The following is a 17,935-nucleotide window of genomic DNA, read 5'->3' as shown; positions in this document are numbered from 1 at the left end:
TCTCCTTACCCTACCAACAGCATTTCACATTTATGGCAGTCGAACACCAGCTTGAACTGCTTGCCACCCAGCTCCATTTCCAGCGGCTCGGCCTTGATCCCCGGCACTTCTTTGGGGCACATGTTGTAGCTGTAACGTATGCAGTGCTTGGTGATCATCAAAGGCGCATCGCCTTTTACCGGCCGCACTTCATAGGCATCACGGATGGACACCACCCCGTGACGGGTATAGAAGTCCTTGGCCTTTTGGTTGGCAACATTGCCTAGATAGGTCAGGCTGCGCTGCGGGAAGCGGGCACTGTCGTCCCGTACCCAGGGTGTGGGTCTTTGATACCCCTGAATGCGCGCTTCGTCCAGTGCAGCAATGGCATCACGGCGCAGGCCATTGATGATGGATGCCGGTACAAAAACGGCTTCGGCATCGCCCAAATCCACTTGTCCGAGACGAAAATCTGTATTGCCCAGCTTGGCGAGATGCTTGCCGAGTGATTCACGGTTGCGGCCAATATCCTTGGCCTGCTGTTTTTCGAAGTCAGCGGTCACTGTCGCCTGATGACCATGACGGTCGGCAGCGGTTAGCGCCAGACCTGTCTGGGTATTGCTGAGGCTGAAGTCCAGCAACAGGGTTCGCTCGGCAGATTCTTTGGCCAGCAGGGCTTCAAAGGCCTGATCTTTGTTGCGATACAAGGTGGCACCGACATAGAGATCTTTCGGCATGTTTTTCAGATACAGGGTGTTACCCTCGGCGCGGTTGACCCGAAAACCTGTCAGCTTGTCATCCGACAACCTGGCCTTTTGATAGTTGGCGGCGAAGAAGCCCAGGCCATCACCGTTGTGGAACTCGGCATTCGAGTCGACCTGGATGAAGTCTTTGCCTATCTTGCTGACTTTACCTACTTCTACTCCCAAGTATTTCGGGGTGCGGAAGTCGCCGATGTCTGCCTTGCGCTCATTGACAAAGTAGTCCGTCTTGCCGCGGTTAAAGCTCTTGTCCGGATCCGGGGTGAAGCTGTAGCGGCAGCGGCCGTGGGACGAGGGTTCAAACTCGGGTCGACGCGCCATGATGGCATCCAGTTGCTGGCGGTAGTGAGCGGTAACATTCTTGACGTAGCTGAGGTCCTTGAGTCGGCCCTCTATCTTGAAGGAGCGGATCCCGGCATCGATCAGCGCTTCGAGGTTATCTGTCTGATTGTTGTCCTTCAGCGACAGCATATGGTCGTTGCTGGCAATGATGTCGCCCTGGCGGGTCTTGAGATTACCCGGCATCCGGCATTGCTGTGAGCATTCGCCGCGGTTGGCACTGCGGTCTGTGTAGGCTTCACTGATATAGCATTGGCCACTGTAGGCCACACACAGGGCACCATGGATAAAGAACTCCAGTCGCATCTTGGTCTCGGCGGCCACGGCGCGAATTTGGCTCAGACTCAGCTCCCGCGCCAACACCACCTGAGAAAAGCCCACATGCTCGAGGAAGGCGACTTTGGCAGGAACCCTGTTGTCCATCTGAGTGCTGGCGTGCAGTGCAATCGGTGGCAAGTCCAGCTCAAGCAGCCCCAGGTCCTGCACAATAATGGCATCGGCACCTGCCTCGTACACGGCCCAGATCAGGCGCTTGGCCTCTTCCAGTTCATCGTCCAGCAATATGGTATTGAAGGTGACAAATACCTGAGCGTGATATCTATGGGCAAACTCACACAGGCGGGCAATGTCCTCGACACTGTTGCCGGCAGTATGGCGGGCACCGAACGCCGGGCCGCCAATGTAGACGGCATCCGCCCCGTGGCGAATGGCCTCAATACCGAAATCGGCATTCTTGGCCGGAGCCATCAACTCCAGCTTGTTGTCGGCCAGTTGCACCGCTTGGCTGGGGGCGGCATCAGGGGCTTGTGCCTGTTGGCCGGGATTAAAGAGTTCAACACCTGTAGTGGACATGGCTTACCGCTCGTCTGGAAATGCCTGAAAATTTCGGGCACAAATTATAGCAGAGCCAGTAATTCATGAAAGCCTAAGGAATCAGATGCACCAATTTCTTCGGTTGGAAAGTGGCTGCCTGGCTTGAGAACAACCGCATGATGGAAGGTTTCAGGCGGACAAAAAACGGGAGCCCTGAGGCTCCCGTTGGCAGTTGTTTACTTCAACTTTGCATCAATCGTTCAGGTGGGCACAGCGACCAAACTCGGCTCCGCCTTTAACGGCAGCAACCACCTGTTTCGGGAAGCTGAGCTGAACATCCTGGCCTTCCCGGCAGACAAAGGCTTTGTTCAGATCGACATCGATAGACAAGACAGCTCCTGCGATACCACCCATCATTTCAGAGCCGTTGGCACTGATGGCAAATGGGTTATCTATGGTCAGCGCCTTGGCTTCGGTAACGCCCTGCTTGGCGAAGAACTCCCTGGTGCTCATCCAGCCCAAACCTTCCAGGTAGATACCACCACTGAAACCGGTAAACAGGCTGCCGGAGCGAGCAGTAATCATCGACAGATCGTCGCTGGCATCAAGCAGCAGCATACGCGGTACGCCAAACTCGGCGCTGATGCTGTCGTGATCCCAACCTTCGGCACACAGATTACCCAGGAAGAAGTGATTGAAAGGTACCTGCTCACACCAGCGCAGGCTACCTATGTGCTCCTGTTGGCCCGAGTCCGTATGCCACAGGGTGACTCCGGTGCGGGTGCCAAAGCCAACTGTGCTGCCGTCGTTGGAGATCACCGAGGAGTCCTGGGCGCCAAACTCAGCCGAGGTGTCGTGGAAGCGGCCATCGACCCAGGCAACCTGACTGGTGCCATCATAAGTGCCGGTAATAGTACTGCCGTTGCCGGCTATCCTATCGGCACGCAGCCACTGAACCTTTTCGGCAAATTGGTAAGGCAGTTGCTGCATACCGGCCTTCTTGGTCCAGATAAAGGGTACTATCTCGTCCTTGAATGCACTCTGGCAGGCGCCGTTACCGTCAGTATCCAGATAGGCGGTGCCGACAACTGTATTGCCACTATCATCCATATCCCAGACATAGCTGGAGTTGGTGCCTGACTGCCCCGAGCCACCGCAGCTGTTACCGTTGAGATCCCCAAGCGAGGTTAGTTTGTCGCTGCGCAGATCCCAGATGGCGGCATTGCTGATGCCGTTGCCACTGAAGTCCGCCATGACACCGGCCTTGGTGGCGTTTTTGTTCATGGTGGCGTGTCCGGCAACCACGGCATTACCGGCCGGGTGCAGCTCGAACAGGGCTTTCTTGGTGCTGTCATAGAGGAAAGGCGTAGTGCCGGTTATCCCCATGGCACGTTTGCCGTTCTTGGCATGATCCAGCACAAAGGCGCTTACCAGTGGGGTATATTGGATGCCATCGCTATAGCCGTTGAAATAGATATCGGCCTGTTTGGTCACCCCGGCTTCGGCAATGATAGGAGTGAAATCACAGGCTCTATCGCTGGCCGGATTGCTGCTTTCATTGCTGTTCCAGTATTCGGCCTCTGACAAGAGGGCGGTTTGTCGGGTTGGATAGCCTCCCGCCTTGATAGTCTCCATATAGAGTACATAGCGACCGCCGGGTGTCAGACCATTGATGGTGAACTTGCCATCCGGGCCTACAAGCCCTTGAGTCAGGTTGCCGGACTGTTGAGTGACCACATCGTACAGAGGGTTATCCAGGTTGCGGGCCACCATGTTCATACCCGAATAGTCCACTCCTTCCTTGGTGTACAAGGTGCCGGAAATCGAGCCGTAGCCTGAACGATATTCCGCCGTTGGATAGAGGTCGGACAGGTTGACTATATCGTCGCGCACATTGACCGTTGATTGCTCGGCACCCTGAACTCCTAACACATTGATGAAGGGGAACATGGTTTCAATAGTGTCCGGCGCTATCTGGCTGGCGCTGGTGTATTGATTGGTGATGGCGCAGCCCGGTACCCCGTCATATTGCGGGCTGTAAGAGGCCGACATATAGCTGAGATGACCATTGGCCTGGGAGTGCGACATGTTGAGGGCGTGGCCGAATTCATGGGTAAATACCCCGGCAATCATTTCGCCTTCTGTGTCATCTATACCCACGTACCAGCCGTTCATCAAGGCAGTGGCCTCGAGGATTTCACCGGTTTCTTCATCGGCCCACTCGGGGAAGGCTATCCCCAGTACCTTGCTGCGTGGTACGCCGAAATACTGTTCCAGGATCTGGCCGTCGGTGTCATAGTTGACCCAGAAACCATAGCCGTTTACGGCGGAATAGATCTGATCGACATTGGTTTGATTGACGTCCTTGATGCCGATTTGCTGTTCAATGGTGCCTTGAACCGACATTTCAAAGGTGGAGGTTTCCACCGCAGACCATTCGCCCACGGCCTTGGCGGTAATGGCATTGGCCTGAGCTATGCTGAGGAAGGTGTAATCCCGGTCCAACACAGTACCTGCCGGGATAACAGTGCCGTCCGGCAGTGTGATGTCGAGATTGAACACCTGCCCCTTTTCCAGAATGGTGAAGGTTTGTACGTCAACCCCATCCTTGTTTTTAATCACAGGGCCGCCGTCGGTATAGACGGGAATCGCCCCCTTGGAAGTATCCCACTTATAGGGCTGCATTGTGGGTTCGTGAATATACAGCGGGCCACCGGCCAGCGCGGCAGAGGAGACTGAGCCCAACAGCAAGGCCGTGGCAATTCTTGAAAGCTTCATTATTTGGCCTCCTGTACCAGTTTGCCAACCAGAGACATAAATGCGGCGGCATCCACAGCGCCGGCCGTGGTGATAAGGCTCTGCTCTTCAGGGCTGAGCGACTGGGTGTTCATGCCATCAAACAGGCCTATGTTGCCCAGTTGATTGCTGACTTTGCCGTTTTGCACAATGAATTTGCCTTGTTCCAGCCCTACGGTAGAAGTCAGGCCGGCACCGAGATCCGGATTCATAAAGGCCACTACCTGCTCGCCAACCGACCAGCGGGCGAAGCCTTCGGGGGATACGCCCAGGTAGACTTTGCCGTTACCCATGGAACGGGGCTTGAGCAAACCAAACTGGCGGAAGGTATATTCGCTGCCTGCCTTATGTTTGTTCTTGGCATCCATACCTACCCGAATGGTGATCTGGGTATAGGGGCGTTTGCGCTCATCAAAGCCATCGGTCACAGACACCACTTGGCCCGAGACTATGCTGGACGCCTGACTGGTCAATTGACTGAGATTTTGTTTGAGATGTTTTTGGGCCACGGCTGCCGGTGTCAGCAGCAAACTGGCTGAGACGAGACATAGCGCCGATAGACGCTGGAACCACTGGGATCTTGTCACTGTAATACCTCCTGTATGATTGGGATAAATTCAGCTTTCGATCATCGACCCATACTTCCTTGGCCGAATATTGACCGAGCACCTACTTAAGCACGCCGACTCAATGGGAGGCACGGCAAATGATGTAGCGTTTTTGTTAAACGCACACGGTTTGTCTCAATCTTGTGTTAGGTGAGGGCGATGGCGGAGAGACAAGAGGGAATAGATTGGCTTTCAACACACCTTTGGTTATCTCTTGCTCAGCGTGAGCTGTTTGCCATGCTGAATATCAGTTAATAACATGGAGAGTGCTGATGAACTGTAACTTTTGTGGTGGGCGTTTGAATAATGGGATGTTACGTAAGCAGGAGCCGGGAAGCGGTCGGAAGTTTAAGTCGTGTCCCAACTGTTCAACGACTCATGGTGAGGAACATATATTTCATCCCTATCCCGCTGATTTTGGTAATACGCCGGCACGAGTGACAGCGGCCAATCCGGACGGGCATCAAAGTTATTGCAGAAATTGCCGGGCGCTTGATACGGGTATTGCTTCAGAGAACTGTCAAAAATGGAAGGTGCGAACAAGTCCCATGTGTGCTCTGCGTCGGCTTACAGGCCTGGATGCAAGGCGTGGTTCGCAGCAAATGGCCCTAGTCCTTTGCAAGAAGCACAACACAGCAGACAGGTCTGTAAGCCACGCCCTTTGGGGCTTTCACAGCAACCGGCTCTCTGCGTTATCCGACTTCAACATGCCCCGGCATGCCTTCAGTCAGATGCCTTGAGCGCCAATTGCTGTGTAAGCCAGAGTGCCACGAGGACCTATTCGCACCTTCCTAAGCGTTGCAGCGAACTGAGCTGATGGCACAGCCAATTTGTCAGCCTAATACCTGATGAATGACAGAACATGAAATTGGCCCTCAAAGCCAAATGAGTCAGGCCTTGAGGGCGCACAGGATTAAACAGACTTGTTCATTTGGGCTTTGGCGGCTTCAACCTTGGAGAAATCCAGTCCCAGTTCTTCGACGGCCTCTTTGATCAGTGCCGGGTTCTGCATCACTTGCATCATCAACCCCTGCAGCTTTTCCGGTGGCAATCCCAACTGCCCCAGAGTGCCCATGGCCATCAGGGGATTTTCGGTCAGGCTCTGGAACAGGCTGTTTATTTGTTCATCGCTGATATTGTGCTCTTTCAGCAGGGCAATAATAGGATTCATAAGCTCCTCATTGGTTTGAAACATTCAATTTGCGCTGATTTTAACAGAAGAAACAGACCCGAATAGGTATTTCCTTACTAGTGAAAGAAAATGAAGCAGGATATCGATTACATCAGCCCTAGTCATAGTGGCAATTGGTGGCTAACCAATTGCCTATATTGCAAATATTAAGCAGTTCCACTCGATAGCCGACGAGTACCTTTGGCAGCTTATAACGCCTCAGCTAATCGAATCAGATTGTCATTGTCTATGTTCATCGACAGAGAGGTTATTGCCGCCCGACTCTGCTCCGTGTCACCAAGCTTGATGAGCAGTGATTGGACTATGCTGGCACGTGCGGTTAACTGATCAACGGTCAGGTTCGGATAAGTGCTATTGGCTATCGATAATGCGTGGATGGTCAATGTCTGGCTCTCCAGCTTGTCTGCATCGCGGATAGTTTGTCGATTATTGGCGTAATCGCTATAAAAATCAGTGACCTCGTAGAGGGCAGACTCCACTTTTTCTGAGGCAGGGCGTTCAGTTCCGTAATCGACTGAAGTCAGTGCACCATTGGCGTCGAATACGGCCGTAAAAGAGTTACTTTCTCCAATATGGTTTTGGTAGGGCAAAATGCCTACGTGGCCGAATTCAGGCGCATTAATAAAACCGCTGAATACCATCGTCAGGTTATTTTGTTTCTTAGCAGTGTCTTGTCGCACTAATAGTAGTTTGCGGGTTCCGAACGTTGTGTAATACAACCCCGGATAATCCTCTTCCGCTTTTAAGGTGCTCTCTTTCGCTAATCCGACATCAGCCAGTTTTTCAAGTGATAGTCCAAATAGGTATCTATTGGCCATAGTTATCGCCACGTCATTTCTTAACTCGGTATCCCGGGATATTACCCAAGGCAAGAAATCATCACTAACAAGAGGCAATAGATAAGGCTGATTTTGGGGGATTGATACTGTATCTATGGTGTATTCGCGTTGCACTGAGATTTCTTTCTGGAATGTATCGAGTTCAAGAGTCGCCATGGATACGGCTTTCTGTGCGCTGAGTACCGCAGCTTCTTCTGCAGAGGTATTCCCTTTTTTTGCGGCCAGGAGCTTCTGTTTTTTCTTCAGCTCTCCTTGTTTATTTGTCACTGTAGCTTTCAGGTTATCGATAACCACGGATACCAAGGGTTGATGCAAAAGTTTTGGAATACAAGCTGCTTTGGGAGGCGTAACGCCTTGCCCCTGATTGTTTTTATCGCTTGGAGGGAGAGAAGCTGAACCAATCGATATAGGAATTCCCTGTGAAATGGCGGCAATGTTGGCTACGGTTTTTATCGCCGCCATGCCCAACTCTATGGATTTGTCGTCAGCATGGGTGGAAAAGGATTTAAGCAAACCATTGGGATGCATCACCACGTTCATGCCCCAGGCTTTGGAGAAAGCATGTAACTCTGAAGGGTTAATCACGAATACTTTGGTTAGATCAGGATGCCCTGTTTGTTTGACTGTTGCGGTAGTGTTGAAATCAAACTCCAGGGTATCATTGACCACACGACAAAAGACCAATTTATGAGTCAGCGTTACTGTTTGCGATGAAGCCGGCAAATGGTAAACCAAACCTTGCTTGGCCGATGTTGCACCGGGATCGTCATTACTTTTAATGACCGTTGTGGTGAGTGTACTGGTACATCCAGATAGGCAAAGCAAGGCCGCGGCCAAATGCACTGTTCGCATAGTGAATTCCTTTTCAATGAAGTGATGGAGACAACCTCATTAAAAGTAATCCCAGTTTCAGGTTCTTGCAAAAAGCACCAGCTTACGGGCGAAGGAGAGATACAGTAAGTGTTTGATGAGTATGGCTGTTATCAAAAATGTGGAACGGTCTTGAATTCAGGGACCCTCACCCGAATAGGCGAGAGCCCCTGAACAGCTCAGTTGTTCGCTTAAGAGCCTCTTTTACTCAGGATCATAATCCAATACGGGGGCCAGCCATTTTTCGGCTTCGGCCACTGTCATCCCTTTGCGGTGGGCGTAGTCTTCCACCTGATCTCGGCCTATGTTGCTTACCCCAAAATAGCGTGATTGCGGGTGCGCAAAGTACCAGCCGCTGACCGCCGCCGTGGGGTACATGGCAAAGCTCTCGGTAATCTTGAGGTCGATACACTCGTCTGGCTTAAGAAGCTGCCAAAGCAGGCCTTTTTCCGTGTGGTCCGGGCAGGCAGGGTAGCCGGGAGCCGGGCGTATGCCCTTGTACTTTTCACGAATAAGCGCCTCGTTATCCAGGTTTTCTTCGCTGGCATAACCCCAGAATTCCTTCCGCACCCGCTCGTGCATCCGCTCGGCGAAGGCTTCGGCCAGGCGGTCGGCCAGACACTTGAGCATGATGGCGCTGTAGTCATCGTGGGCCGCTTCGAAACGGGCAATATGGGCATCGATGCCATGGCCGGCGGTGACCGCAAATCCCCCCATATAGTCGGCCACGCCGCTCTCTTTGGGAGCAACAAAGTCAGAGAGACAGAAGTTGTGGTTGCCCACCCGCTCCAGCTGCATCCGTAGATGATGGGTGGTCAGCAACACTTGGCTGCGTGAGTCATCTGTGTAGATCTCGATATCATCGAAGTTGACGCTGTTGGCGGGAAAGAGGCCGATAACGCCCTTGGCGGTGAGCCACTTCTCTTGGATGATTTGCTCCAGCATCGCCTTGCCGTCGGCATAGACTTTACGCGCCTCAGTACCAACGACTTCATCATCCAGTATTTGCGGGAAATGACCGTGCAACTCCCAGGCGCGGAAAAATGGCGTCCAGTCGATGCGCATGAGCAAGTCCTCCAGCGGATAGTCGTCAAACACCTGGATCCCCGGGGTGTTGGGCTTCACTGCTTGGTAGTTGGCCCAGTCGTGGCTGCAGCGGTTATCCCGTGCTACCTGCAAGGGCACAATCTGCTTGCGCTTGGTCTGCGACAGGCGCTTTTGGCGCATCATTTCATATTCGCGATAGGTTTCGTCTATGGTGGCCTGGCGGGTTTCATTGTTGATGAGCTTGCTGACCATGGGCACGGCGCGCGAGGCATCGGCAATATAGATGGCGCCGTGGGGATAATGAGGCGCTATCTTCACTGCGGTATGGATCTTGGAGCAGGTGGCACCACCGATAATCGCCGGCAGGGTCAGACCTTCGCGCTCGAAGGTTTTAACATTGTGCACCATCTCATCCAGGCTCGGGGTAATGAGCCCGGACATGCCTATGATGTCGACCTTCTCGGCTTTGGCGACTTCGATGATTTTCTCCACCGGCACCATGACACCGAGATCTATCACTTCATAGCCGTTACAGGCCAGCACCACCCCGACTATGTTCTTGCCTATGTCGTGAACATCGCCCTTGACCGTAACCATCAGCACCTTGCCGTTGCTCTGGCCTTCGACTTTTTCGGCTTCGATATAGGGGTTGAGATAGGCGACCGCCTTTTTCATCACCCGCGCGGACTTGACCACTTGCGGCAGAAACATCTTACCGGCGCCAAAGAGATCGCCCACCACGTTCATGCCGTCCATCAGCGGGCCTTCAATCACATCCAGCGGCCGCTTGGCCTGCAGGCGCGCTTCTTCTGTGTCGGCGTCTATGTATTCGGTGATCCCTTTCACCAGCGCGTGTTCCAGGCGCTTGTTGACCGGCAACTTGCGCCATTCGAGATCTTCTTTCTTGCCTGCGCCGCCCGGGCCACCGCGATACTTCTCGGCGACCTCGAGCAGCTGCTCTGTGTTACTGGAGTCGGCAACCGGGCAGGGCAGGTTGAGCACCACGGCCTCTACCTTCTGCTTCAGCTCAGGGTCGATATCGTCATAGATGGCCAACTGACCGGCGTTGACTATGCCCATATCCATACCCGCCTTGATGGCGTGATAGAGGAACACGGCATGAATGGCTTCCCGCACCGGGTTGTTGCCGCGGAAAGAGAAAGAAACGTTGGACACCCCGCCGGAAATCATCGCATGGGGCAGGTTGGCCTTGATATCTTCAATGGCGCCGATAAAGTCCACCGCATAGTTATCGTGCTCCTCTATGCCGGTGGCGATGGCGAAGATATTGGGGTCGAAGATAATATCTTCCGGCGGGAAGCCCACCTTATCCACCAGCACCCGGTAGGCGCGGGTACAGATTTCGGTTTTGCGCTCCCGTGTGTCGGCTTGGCCCTGTTCATCGAAGGCCATGATGATGGCGGCGGCGCCGTAGCGCTTCACCAGTTTGGCCTGTTCAATAAACTTGGCCTCGCCCTCTTTGAGGGAGATGGAGTTGACTATTCCCTTGCCCTGAATGCATTTGAGCCCGGCCTCAATCACCTCCCACTTGGAGGAGTCGATCATCACAGGCACCTTGCTGATATCCGGCTCTGAGGCGATAAGGTTGAGGAATTTCTGCATCATCTCGACCCCGTCGAGCATGCCCTCATCCATGTTGATATCTATGATCTGGGCGCCGTTTTCTACCTGGTCACGGGCCACCTCCAGCGCGGTTTCGTACTGGCCTTCTTTGATTAACTTGAGAAACCGGGCCGAGCCGGTGACATTGGTGCGCTCGCCCACATTCACAAACAGGCTGCTTGCATCTATGGTCAGGGGTTCCAGTCCGGAGAGGCGACATGCCACCGGCAGCTCAGGCAGCGGCCTTGGTGCGTGAAGGCTAACGGCTTCAGAAATCGCCTTGATATGCGCAGGCGTGGTGCCACAGCAGCCGCCGACAATATTGAGCAGCCCCTCTTCGGCCCAGGGGCCTATCACGCTTGCCATCTCCGCCGGAGTCTCGTCATAGCCGCCGAATTCATTGGGCAGACCGGCATTGGGGTGCGCCGAGACAAAGCACTCGCTGATACGGGAAAGCTCCTCGACATAGGGCCGCAGTTCTTTCGGGCCCAAGGCGCAGTTGAGGCCTATGCTCAGCGGCTTGATATGTCTGAGAGAATGGTAAAAGGCCTCTGTGGTTTGCCCTGTCAGGGTGCGGCCCGAGGCATCGGTAATGGTGCCGGAAATCATCACCGGCAACCTTTGGTCCAGTTTCTCGAACACATTTTCGATGGCAAACAACGCCGCCTTGGCATTTAGAGTATCGAAGATGGTTTCCACCAGGATGATGTCGGCGCCACCGGCGATCAGCGCCTCGGTAGATTCGCTGTAGGCCAATACAAGATCGTCGAAATGTATGTTGCGAAAGCCGGGGTCATTCACATCCGGGCTGATGGAGCAGGTGCGGTTGGTGGGGCCGAGCACCCCGGCCACATAGCGGGGAATACCGCTGGCGGCGGCCACCTCATCGGCCACTTCGCGGGCGATTCTGGCGCCTTGGTAATTGATCTCCGCCGCCAGGCTCTGCATCTCGTAGTCGGCCATGGCAATGGTGGTGGCGTTGAAGGTGTTGGTTTCTATGATGTCGGCACCGGCCAGCAGGTATTCCCTGTGAATGGTCTTGATGATCTCGCTCTGGGTCAGTACCAGCAGATCATTGTTGCCTTTGACATCGCAATGCCAATCTTTGAAGCGCTCGCCGCGGTAATCGGCTTCTTCCAGCTTGTAGTCCTGGATCATGGTGCCCATGGCGCCATCTAAAATCAGGATCCGCTCTTCGAGGGTCTGTTTGAGCTTGAGCTCTGTCTGGCTTTGGGAGTGCTGGGAAGTCGCCATAGGGTTACCTTTCATACCTGTCTTATTGCTGTTTTACATTCGCGGCGCTTGGCATCCGCGACATCATCTCTGCCGACCTGACGCCCGGGACACTATCTGGCATGATAGCCAAAGGCGTGTGTGGGCGCGGAAAGTTATTTTGGACATTTATACGTATAGACGTCCATAATATACGGATTCCGGCGGCCTGCGGCAAGGTTAAATTGGCCCGGTAACCACCGGACTCTGACGGGAGAAGTGTGTGGCTGAACATAGGCAACTGAATATCTATCTGCTGCGGCACGGCGAATGTGAAGGCGGTGAGATTATCCGCGGCCGCAGTGATGTGGCCCTGAGCGATGAGGGCAAAGCGCAGATGTGGCGTAGCTGGCGGGCTATCAGTAGTGAGCTGGAGCAGTTGCCGAGTGCGCCCCAAAGCTTGGTGCTGCTGAGTTCTCCGGCCCAGCGTTGCCAGGCCTTTGCCGCCGAGCTCAAGGCCGATATGCCTGACTATTTCCCGGCGCCACTGCAGCAGCATGACTGGCTCTGGGAGCTGGACTTCGGTGACTGGGACGGCATGAAGGTGGCGAGTGTCTATCAGCAGCATAGCGAGGCGGCCGAAGCCTTCTGGCGTGACCCTGTGGCCAATACTCCGCCGGGCGGGGAATCGCTGCCAGCCTTTCGTAGCCGGGTGTTGGATGGCTGGCAGACTATGGTGCAGCGCTGGCTTGCTAGAGAGGCTAATTCTTCCGAAGGCTCTGGTTCAAAAGGCTCTGGTTCCTCAGCAAGTGCCGATGCAGCGCTGATCCTGACTCACAGCGGAGTTATCCGGTTGCTGCTGGCCGAGATTTTGCTGCCAGGGCAAATGCCGCCTGCGGCAGTGTTCAACGCCTTGGAACTACCTTATGCGGCCTGGGTCAGAATAACCCTCTATGCCAGCCGTGATGCCAGCGGTGATGCCAGCGGTGAAAGTGACCAGGAATGGCAGTGTTTCAGCAAGCTCCACTGGCCGCAATAGTGCTGCGCTATTGCGCCAGGCAATTGTGCCGGACGATAAAACCGGGATAATAACCCCAAATAGCCGCCAAGTGCGGCAGCAGCCAGGGTGTTGGCACCTTTGCAGGTGAACCAACCCAGGGAACCGGGAAAGCCCGGACTGTGCCCGCAACTGTGAGTCGCCGTTGGCGACGAGTCAGGAGACCTGCCCAGGCTGATAAACCAAACCAGAAACCCGGGCGGGTAAACCGGGGGAGCGAATAGATGATTCTTCCACTGCAGCCTGAGCCTTCTGCTGGTCACAGGCTCAATGTCGGGAGGCGGTTATGAGCCTGGCACTCAAGGTGCAACAGCTTAGCTGGCTTCCCGGTGGTCACATCGTATTGGCCGATGTGGGTTTTGAGCTGCCAAGTGGCAAGATGCTCGGGCTCATAGGCCCCAATGGTGCCGGTAAGTCGAGCCTGCTGCGCTGCCTCTATCGTTATATCCGCCCGGACAGCGGTCAGATCCAGCTGTTTGGGCAGGATATCAATAGTTTGTCAGCCAAAGCTTTCGCCAAAGAGGTGGCCGTGGTGCTGCAGGATACCCCGGCCCAACTGGCACTGGATCTGACTCAATTAGTGGCCATGGGACTGACTCCCCACAAGGGGTTGTTTGATATGCCATCGGCGGCCGACAAGGCCCAGGTGCAGGCGGCATTGGCGCAGGTCGGGTTGCAGCACAAGGCCGCAGAGCCTTTCGCGCAGCTTTCCGGCGGTGAGAAGCAAAGGGCCTTGATTGCCCGCGCCATAGTGCAGCGCCCCAAGCTTTTGATCCTGGACGAGCCCACCAATCATCTGGATATCCGCTATCAGATCCAGATCCTCGAGCTGGTGCGCAGCCTGGGGGTCACGGTGATCGCCTCGATTCACGATCTCAATCTGGCCTCGGCCCTGTGTGACGAACTCTTGCTGTTGGATAACGGCCGCCGTATTGCCCACGGCTCGCCCCAGAGCGTATTGACCGAAGACAGAATTGCCGGTGTCTTCGGTGTCTGCTGCCAGGTGGGGACGCATCCGCAGTTGGGAAGGCCGCTGATCCACTACTTTTATGGCTATCAGTCGCCAGAGCCTGGTCACGGCAAGGCTGTAAGCTCGGCGGCTCTCGCTAGTGGCAAGGTTCACGGCGCTGCGATAGTCGAGCCTATGGCAGGGCCTGCCTCGGCCGAAACCTGTGTTGCCCACAAGGAAACTGACCGGCGCCCAGGCTCGGTGGGAGGTGGCGCATGAATACTTCCATGGTCGCACCGGGGCGCTCGCTTATTGGCTGGTTTCTCAAACCCTTGCCCAGACTTTACTGGTGCTGGCTGCTGTTGCTGCTCGGCACTGCGTTGACACCCTTGGCCGCCGCCGGTTTTGGCGCCGCCGATATCAGTCTCTTCGATGTGGCAAGAGTGATTGGCAAACACCTGCTGGGCGTGGGGGAGCCGTCCGCTATCAGCGAGCGTATCGTCTGGGATCTGCGCCTGCCGCGTATCTTGCTGGCCTTTATCGCCGGCAGCGGTCTGGCATTGTCGGGTTATGTATTGCAGGCGGTGACCCGCAACCCGCTGGCCGATCCTTACCTGTTCGGTATCAGCTCGGGCGCCAGCTTCGGCGCGGTGGTCTCGGTCGCCCTGGCGACCGGCCTTGGCCTGAGTTCGGCCATCTCCGGGATATCGCTGCCGCTGGGAGCCTTTATCGGTGCCGGTTTGGCCGTGCTCATGGTACTGCTGCTCGCGGGCAGGAATATCGGCAACCAGATAGAGAGAATGTTGCTCTCCGGGGTCGCCATCTCCTTTATGTTCAGCGCCCTCACCAGCTTGATCTTGTATTTTTCTACCCCGCAGGCCACCACCTCCTTGCTGTTTTGGAGTCTGGGCAGTTTTGCCCGTGCCAGTTGGGATGGGCTTGGACTGCCCACTCTGGTGGTGCTGGCGGCCTTACTGGTGATCCTGGCCTTCAAGCGTCAGGTACTGGCGATGCTTGCCGGTGATGAAACCGCCCACACTCTGGGAATCAGGGTGCAAAGGCTCAGGGTTTCCATGCTGCTGCTATGCTCGCTTATTACCGCCACTTTGGTGGCCCACTGCGGCGGGATAGGTTTTGTGGGGCTGATGGTGCCTCATATTGTCAGGTTGTTGCTGCCGGGGCAGCACCCCATGGTGCTGACGGCACTGGCGGGCGGCCTGTTTATGGTTTGGGTCGACGTGCTGGCTCGCAGCATACTGCCCACCCAAGAGCTGCCGGTGGGGGTGATCACCTCGGCCATCGGCAGTCTGTTTTTCCTGATGGTGCTGCGTAAACGCGGCCAATAACGATAAGAGAGGGAAGGATGTACCAGGTTGCAGCAATCAATCACGCGCTGGATGACGCGATTCAGGCCCGCATAGACAACAAGACCAAACCCCTGGGCGCTTTGGGTGAGTTGGAGGCTTTGGCGCTGCAGTTGGGGCGCATTCAGCTCGGTTCCGCCACTGATGAGTTGGTCATCCGCCGTCCCGTGATGCTGGTGTTTGCCGCCGACCATGGTATTGCCGCGGCCGGGGTGTCGATTGCCCCCAGCGAGGTGACCACTCAAATGGTGCTCAACTTTGTTGCCGGCGGCGCCGCCATCAATGTGTTTTGTCGCCAGACCGGCTTCGAGCTGGAGGTGATTGACTGCGGCATTCTCAGCCCCTTGGGGATCCCCGAGGTTACAGAGCAGCGCCTGGGCGCCGGCACCGGGCCTATCCACAAACGCGCCGCCATGACTCTGGGTGCTGTGCATCAAGGGTTTGCCATGGCGCGCACCTTGGTAAAACGCCATATCGATGCCGGCAGCAACCTGCTGGCGCTGGGGGAGATGGGAATAGGCAACACCTCTTCTGCCGCCGCCGTGATGGCCGCCCTGACCGGCCTGCCTGTGAGTGAATGTGTCGGCCGCGGCACCGGCATAGATGCCGCGACGCTTAAGCGCAAATGCCTGCTGATAGAGCAGGCACTGCTGCTGCACCACTGCGAGCTGACCGAGCCGCTCAGTATCCTCGCCTGCCTCGGAGGCTTTGAAATAGTGCAGATGACAGGGGCCATGTTGGCGGCGGCCGAATTTGGCGTGCCCGTGCTGGTGGACGGTTTTATCGCGTCGACAGCGGCGCTGGCGGCTGTGCGTTTGGCGCCGGGGGTGAGGGATTATCTTATTTTTGCCCATGAGTCTGAAGAGCGCGGCCACAAGTTGCTGCTAGAGGCCATGTCCGCCAAGCCTTTGCTGCGGCTTGGGCTCAGGTTGGGCGAAGGCTCGGGCGCGGCGCTGGCGCTGCCTTTGGTGCAGGCGGCGGCCAACTTCTACAACCAGATGGCCAGCTTTGGTGAAGCCGGGGTCGACAAGGTGGTAGAGCCTGCTACCCAAGAGGTGCTCTGATGGGATTCTGGCTCGGACAGCTGCGGCTATTTTTGATCGCAATAGGTTTTTTCACCCGTATTCCTGTACCCAGCGCCCTGACGGTGGACAGCGACAGCCTCAACAAGGCCAGCCGCTACTTTGGCCTGGTGGGCGTTGTGGTGGGCTTGATCTCCGCCTTGGTGTTACTGCTGGCTGCCGGCATATTGCCAAGCTCCATCGCCATAGTGCTGGCGATGATTTGCAGTGTGCTGGTTACCGGCGGTTTTCATGAAGATGGTCTGGCCGATACCGCCGATGGTTTCGGCGGCGGTTGGCGGGTAGAAGATAAACTGAAAATCATGAAAGACAGCCGCCTTGGCAGCTATGGTGCCCTGGCATTGGTGTTGGTGTTGCTGCTCAAGTACCAGTTACTGCTGGAGTTGGCACTTTACGACATCAACCAAGCGGCGCTGGCCCTGGTATTGGCGCACTGTGTCAGCCGGGTGACGGCGGCCAGCATTATCTTCAGCGAAACCTATGTTCGCGACGAGGGCAAGAGCAAACCTCTGGCGCAGCAGCAGGGGCTCAATGAGTTGGGTATTTTGCTGCTGACTGGAATTGTGCTGACGGCACTGCTGTCCACCACGCTGCTGTTCTGGCTACTGCCGACCATGTTGTTGCTGCGTTGGGCCCTGGTGTTCTGGTTCCGGCGCCAGATTGGCGGCTACACAGGTGATACCCTGGGAGCGGTGCAGCAGGTGAGTGAGCTGGCGGTTTATATGCTGTTGCTGGCATTGGGAGGCTGCCCGGCATGATCCATCTTATTCTGGGCGGTGCCCGCAGCGGCAAGAGTGGCTACGCTGAGCGGCAACTGGCCGACTTGTGCCCGGCCAATGTCCGCCCCTGGTATCTGGCAACGGCCGAGTCCGCCGATGAGGAGATGGCCCGGCGTATCGCCCACCATCAAACTGCGCGCCAAGGCGGCAGCCTCGAATGGCAGTTGGCCGAGGTGCCGCTCGATTTGGCCAAGGCGCTTGTGCAGCGCTCAGGCTCTGGAGCGCCGGTATTGGTAGACTGCCTGACGCTTTGGCTCAGTAACCAGCTCTGCTTTGGTGCCGATATGGCTAGCGAACGCGCGGCCTTGCTGCAGGCGGTAGCAGAGTTTGACGGCGATCTGCTGCTGGTGAGTAACGAAGTCGGCTCTGGCATAGTGCCGCTTGGAGAGCTGAGTCGGCGTTTTGTCGATGAGGCCGGTTGGCTCAATCAGGCGCTTGCCGCCAAGGCCGACAGAGTCACTCTGGTTGTCGCTGGTTTACCGCTGGCGTTAAAGCCTGTGAGCTCTGATAGCATTGGCTCCCTGGGCTTGAGTGCTTCGGGTACAAGCCCGGATCGGCGGGGCAAGGCATGAGTAGCCCAATACCACATAATGGCGCAGAACTTAAAGCTGAATTTTCGGCTCTG

At 55.8% G+C, this 17,935-nt stretch carries 12 protein-coding genes and 1 riboswitch; of the genes, 6 read left to right on the top strand and 6 right to left on the bottom strand.

The window, feature by feature from the left end:
- Positions 1-5: 5 nt before the first annotated feature.
- From ACSHSR_RS18210 to metH, 6 genes are all read right to left on the bottom strand, one after another.
- Positions 6-1,931 carry a peptidase U32 family protein gene (locus tag ACSHSR_RS18210; RefSeq protein WP_208170574.1) on the bottom strand — a complete coding sequence of 642 codons (1,926 nt, stop codon included), beginning with the start codon at positions 1,929-1,931 and terminating at the stop codon, positions 6-8.
- 213 nt (positions 1,932-2,144) lie between these two features.
- A complete protein-coding gene (locus tag ACSHSR_RS18205) occupies positions 2,145-4,670 on the bottom strand; it encodes a zinc metalloprotease (RefSeq protein WP_479631020.1) in 2,526 nt (841 codons plus the stop codon).
- The gene (locus ACSHSR_RS18200; protein WP_025011261.1) at positions 4,670-5,275 is read right to left on the bottom strand and encodes a hypothetical protein; all 606 of its coding nucleotides are present in this window, start codon (positions 5,273-5,275) and stop codon (positions 4,670-4,672) included. The genes ACSHSR_RS18205 and ACSHSR_RS18200 overlap by 1 nt, the downstream gene beginning before the upstream one ends.
- Before the next feature lie 934 nt (positions 5,276-6,209).
- Positions 6,210-6,467, bottom strand: a complete 258-nt coding sequence (locus ACSHSR_RS18195) for a DUF2999 family protein (RefSeq protein ID WP_025011260.1) — start codon at positions 6,465-6,467, stop codon at positions 6,210-6,212.
- Positions 6,468-6,676: 209 nt separating this feature from the next.
- Entirely contained in the window at positions 6,677-8,179 is a 1,503-nt protein-coding gene (locus tag ACSHSR_RS18190; RefSeq protein WP_025011259.1) for a hypothetical protein, read from the bottom strand.
- 222 nt (positions 8,180-8,401) lie between these two features.
- Positions 8,402-12,121: a methionine synthase gene (gene metH / locus ACSHSR_RS18185; protein ID WP_479631019.1), complete on the bottom strand. Its 3,720-nt coding sequence runs from the start codon at positions 12,119-12,121 to the stop codon at positions 8,402-8,404.
- 241 nt (positions 12,122-12,362) lie between these two features.
- On the opposite strand from metH, the gene ACSHSR_RS18180 reads away from it, so the two are divergent.
- From ACSHSR_RS18180 to cobU, 6 genes are all read left to right on the top strand, one after another.
- On the top strand, positions 12,363-13,118 hold the full coding sequence (locus ACSHSR_RS18180; RefSeq protein WP_096142523.1) for a histidine phosphatase family protein: 756 nt from the start codon (positions 12,363-12,365) through the stop codon (positions 13,116-13,118).
- A 68-nt stretch (positions 13,119-13,186) separates the two neighbouring features.
- Positions 13,187-13,323: riboswitch (cobalamin riboswitch) on the top strand.
- Positions 13,324-13,422: 99 nt separating this feature from the next.
- Positions 13,423-14,364, top strand: coding sequence for an ABC transporter ATP-binding protein (locus tag ACSHSR_RS18175; protein WP_096142524.1), 942 nt, complete (start codon positions 13,423-13,425; stop codon positions 14,362-14,364).
- Positions 14,361-15,431: a FecCD family ABC transporter permease gene (locus ACSHSR_RS18170; RefSeq protein ID WP_479631018.1), complete on the top strand. Its 1,071-nt coding sequence runs from the start codon at positions 14,361-14,363 to the stop codon at positions 15,429-15,431. The genes ACSHSR_RS18175 and ACSHSR_RS18170 overlap by 4 nt, the downstream gene beginning before the upstream one ends.
- A 17-nt stretch (positions 15,432-15,448) precedes the next feature.
- Entirely contained in the window at positions 15,449-16,513 is a 1,065-nt protein-coding gene (gene cobT / locus ACSHSR_RS18165; protein ID WP_025888760.1) for a nicotinate-nucleotide--dimethylbenzimidazole phosphoribosyltransferase, read from the top strand.
- Entirely contained in the window at positions 16,513-17,289 is a 777-nt protein-coding gene (locus tag ACSHSR_RS18160; RefSeq protein WP_479631017.1) for an adenosylcobinamide-GDP ribazoletransferase, read from the top strand. The genes cobT and ACSHSR_RS18160 overlap by 1 nt, the downstream gene beginning before the upstream one ends.
- Positions 17,286-17,882, top strand: a complete 597-nt coding sequence (cobU, locus tag ACSHSR_RS18155) for a bifunctional adenosylcobinamide kinase/adenosylcobinamide-phosphate guanylyltransferase (protein WP_251100920.1) — start codon at positions 17,286-17,288, stop codon at positions 17,880-17,882. The genes ACSHSR_RS18160 and cobU overlap by 4 nt, the downstream gene beginning before the upstream one ends.
- Positions 17,883-17,935: the final 53 nt, after the last annotated feature.

It is taken from the genome of Shewanella sp. VK101 (genome assembly GCF_056497865.1).
This window is presented reverse-complemented; position numbering and strand designations above follow the sequence as displayed.

Bases quoted from the DNA above. Each gene is read 5' to 3' on its own strand.
- ACSHSR_RS18210 (WP_208170574.1), bottom strand. From the start codon at position 1,931: ATGTCCACTACAGGTGTTGAACTCTTTAATCCCGGCCAACAGGCACAA.
- ACSHSR_RS18205 (WP_479631020.1), bottom strand. From the start codon at position 4,670: ATGAAGCTTTCAAGAATTGCCACGGCCTTGCTGTTGGGCTCAGTCTCC.
- ACSHSR_RS18195 (WP_025011260.1), bottom strand. From the start codon at position 6,467: ATGAATCCTATTATTGCCCTGCTGAAAGAGCACAATATCAGCGATGAA.
- ACSHSR_RS18190 (WP_025011259.1), bottom strand. From the start codon at position 8,179: ATGCGAACAGTGCATTTGGCCGCGGCCTTGCTTTGCCTATCTGGATGT.
- metH (WP_479631019.1), bottom strand. From the start codon at position 12,121: ATGGCGACTTCCCAGCACTCCCAAAGCCAGACAGAGCTCAAGCTCAAA.
- ACSHSR_RS18175 (WP_096142524.1), top strand. From the start codon at position 13,423: ATGAGCCTGGCACTCAAGGTGCAACAGCTTAGCTGGCTTCCCGGTGGT.
- ACSHSR_RS18170 (WP_479631018.1), top strand. From the start codon at position 14,361: ATGAATACTTCCATGGTCGCACCGGGGCGCTCGCTTATTGGCTGGTTT.
- cobT (WP_025888760.1), top strand. From the start codon at position 15,449: ATGTACCAGGTTGCAGCAATCAATCACGCGCTGGATGACGCGATTCAG.
- ACSHSR_RS18160 (WP_479631017.1), top strand. From the start codon at position 16,513: ATGGGATTCTGGCTCGGACAGCTGCGGCTATTTTTGATCGCAATAGGT.
- cobU (WP_251100920.1), top strand. From the start codon at position 17,286: ATGATCCATCTTATTCTGGGCGGTGCCCGCAGCGGCAAGAGTGGCTAC.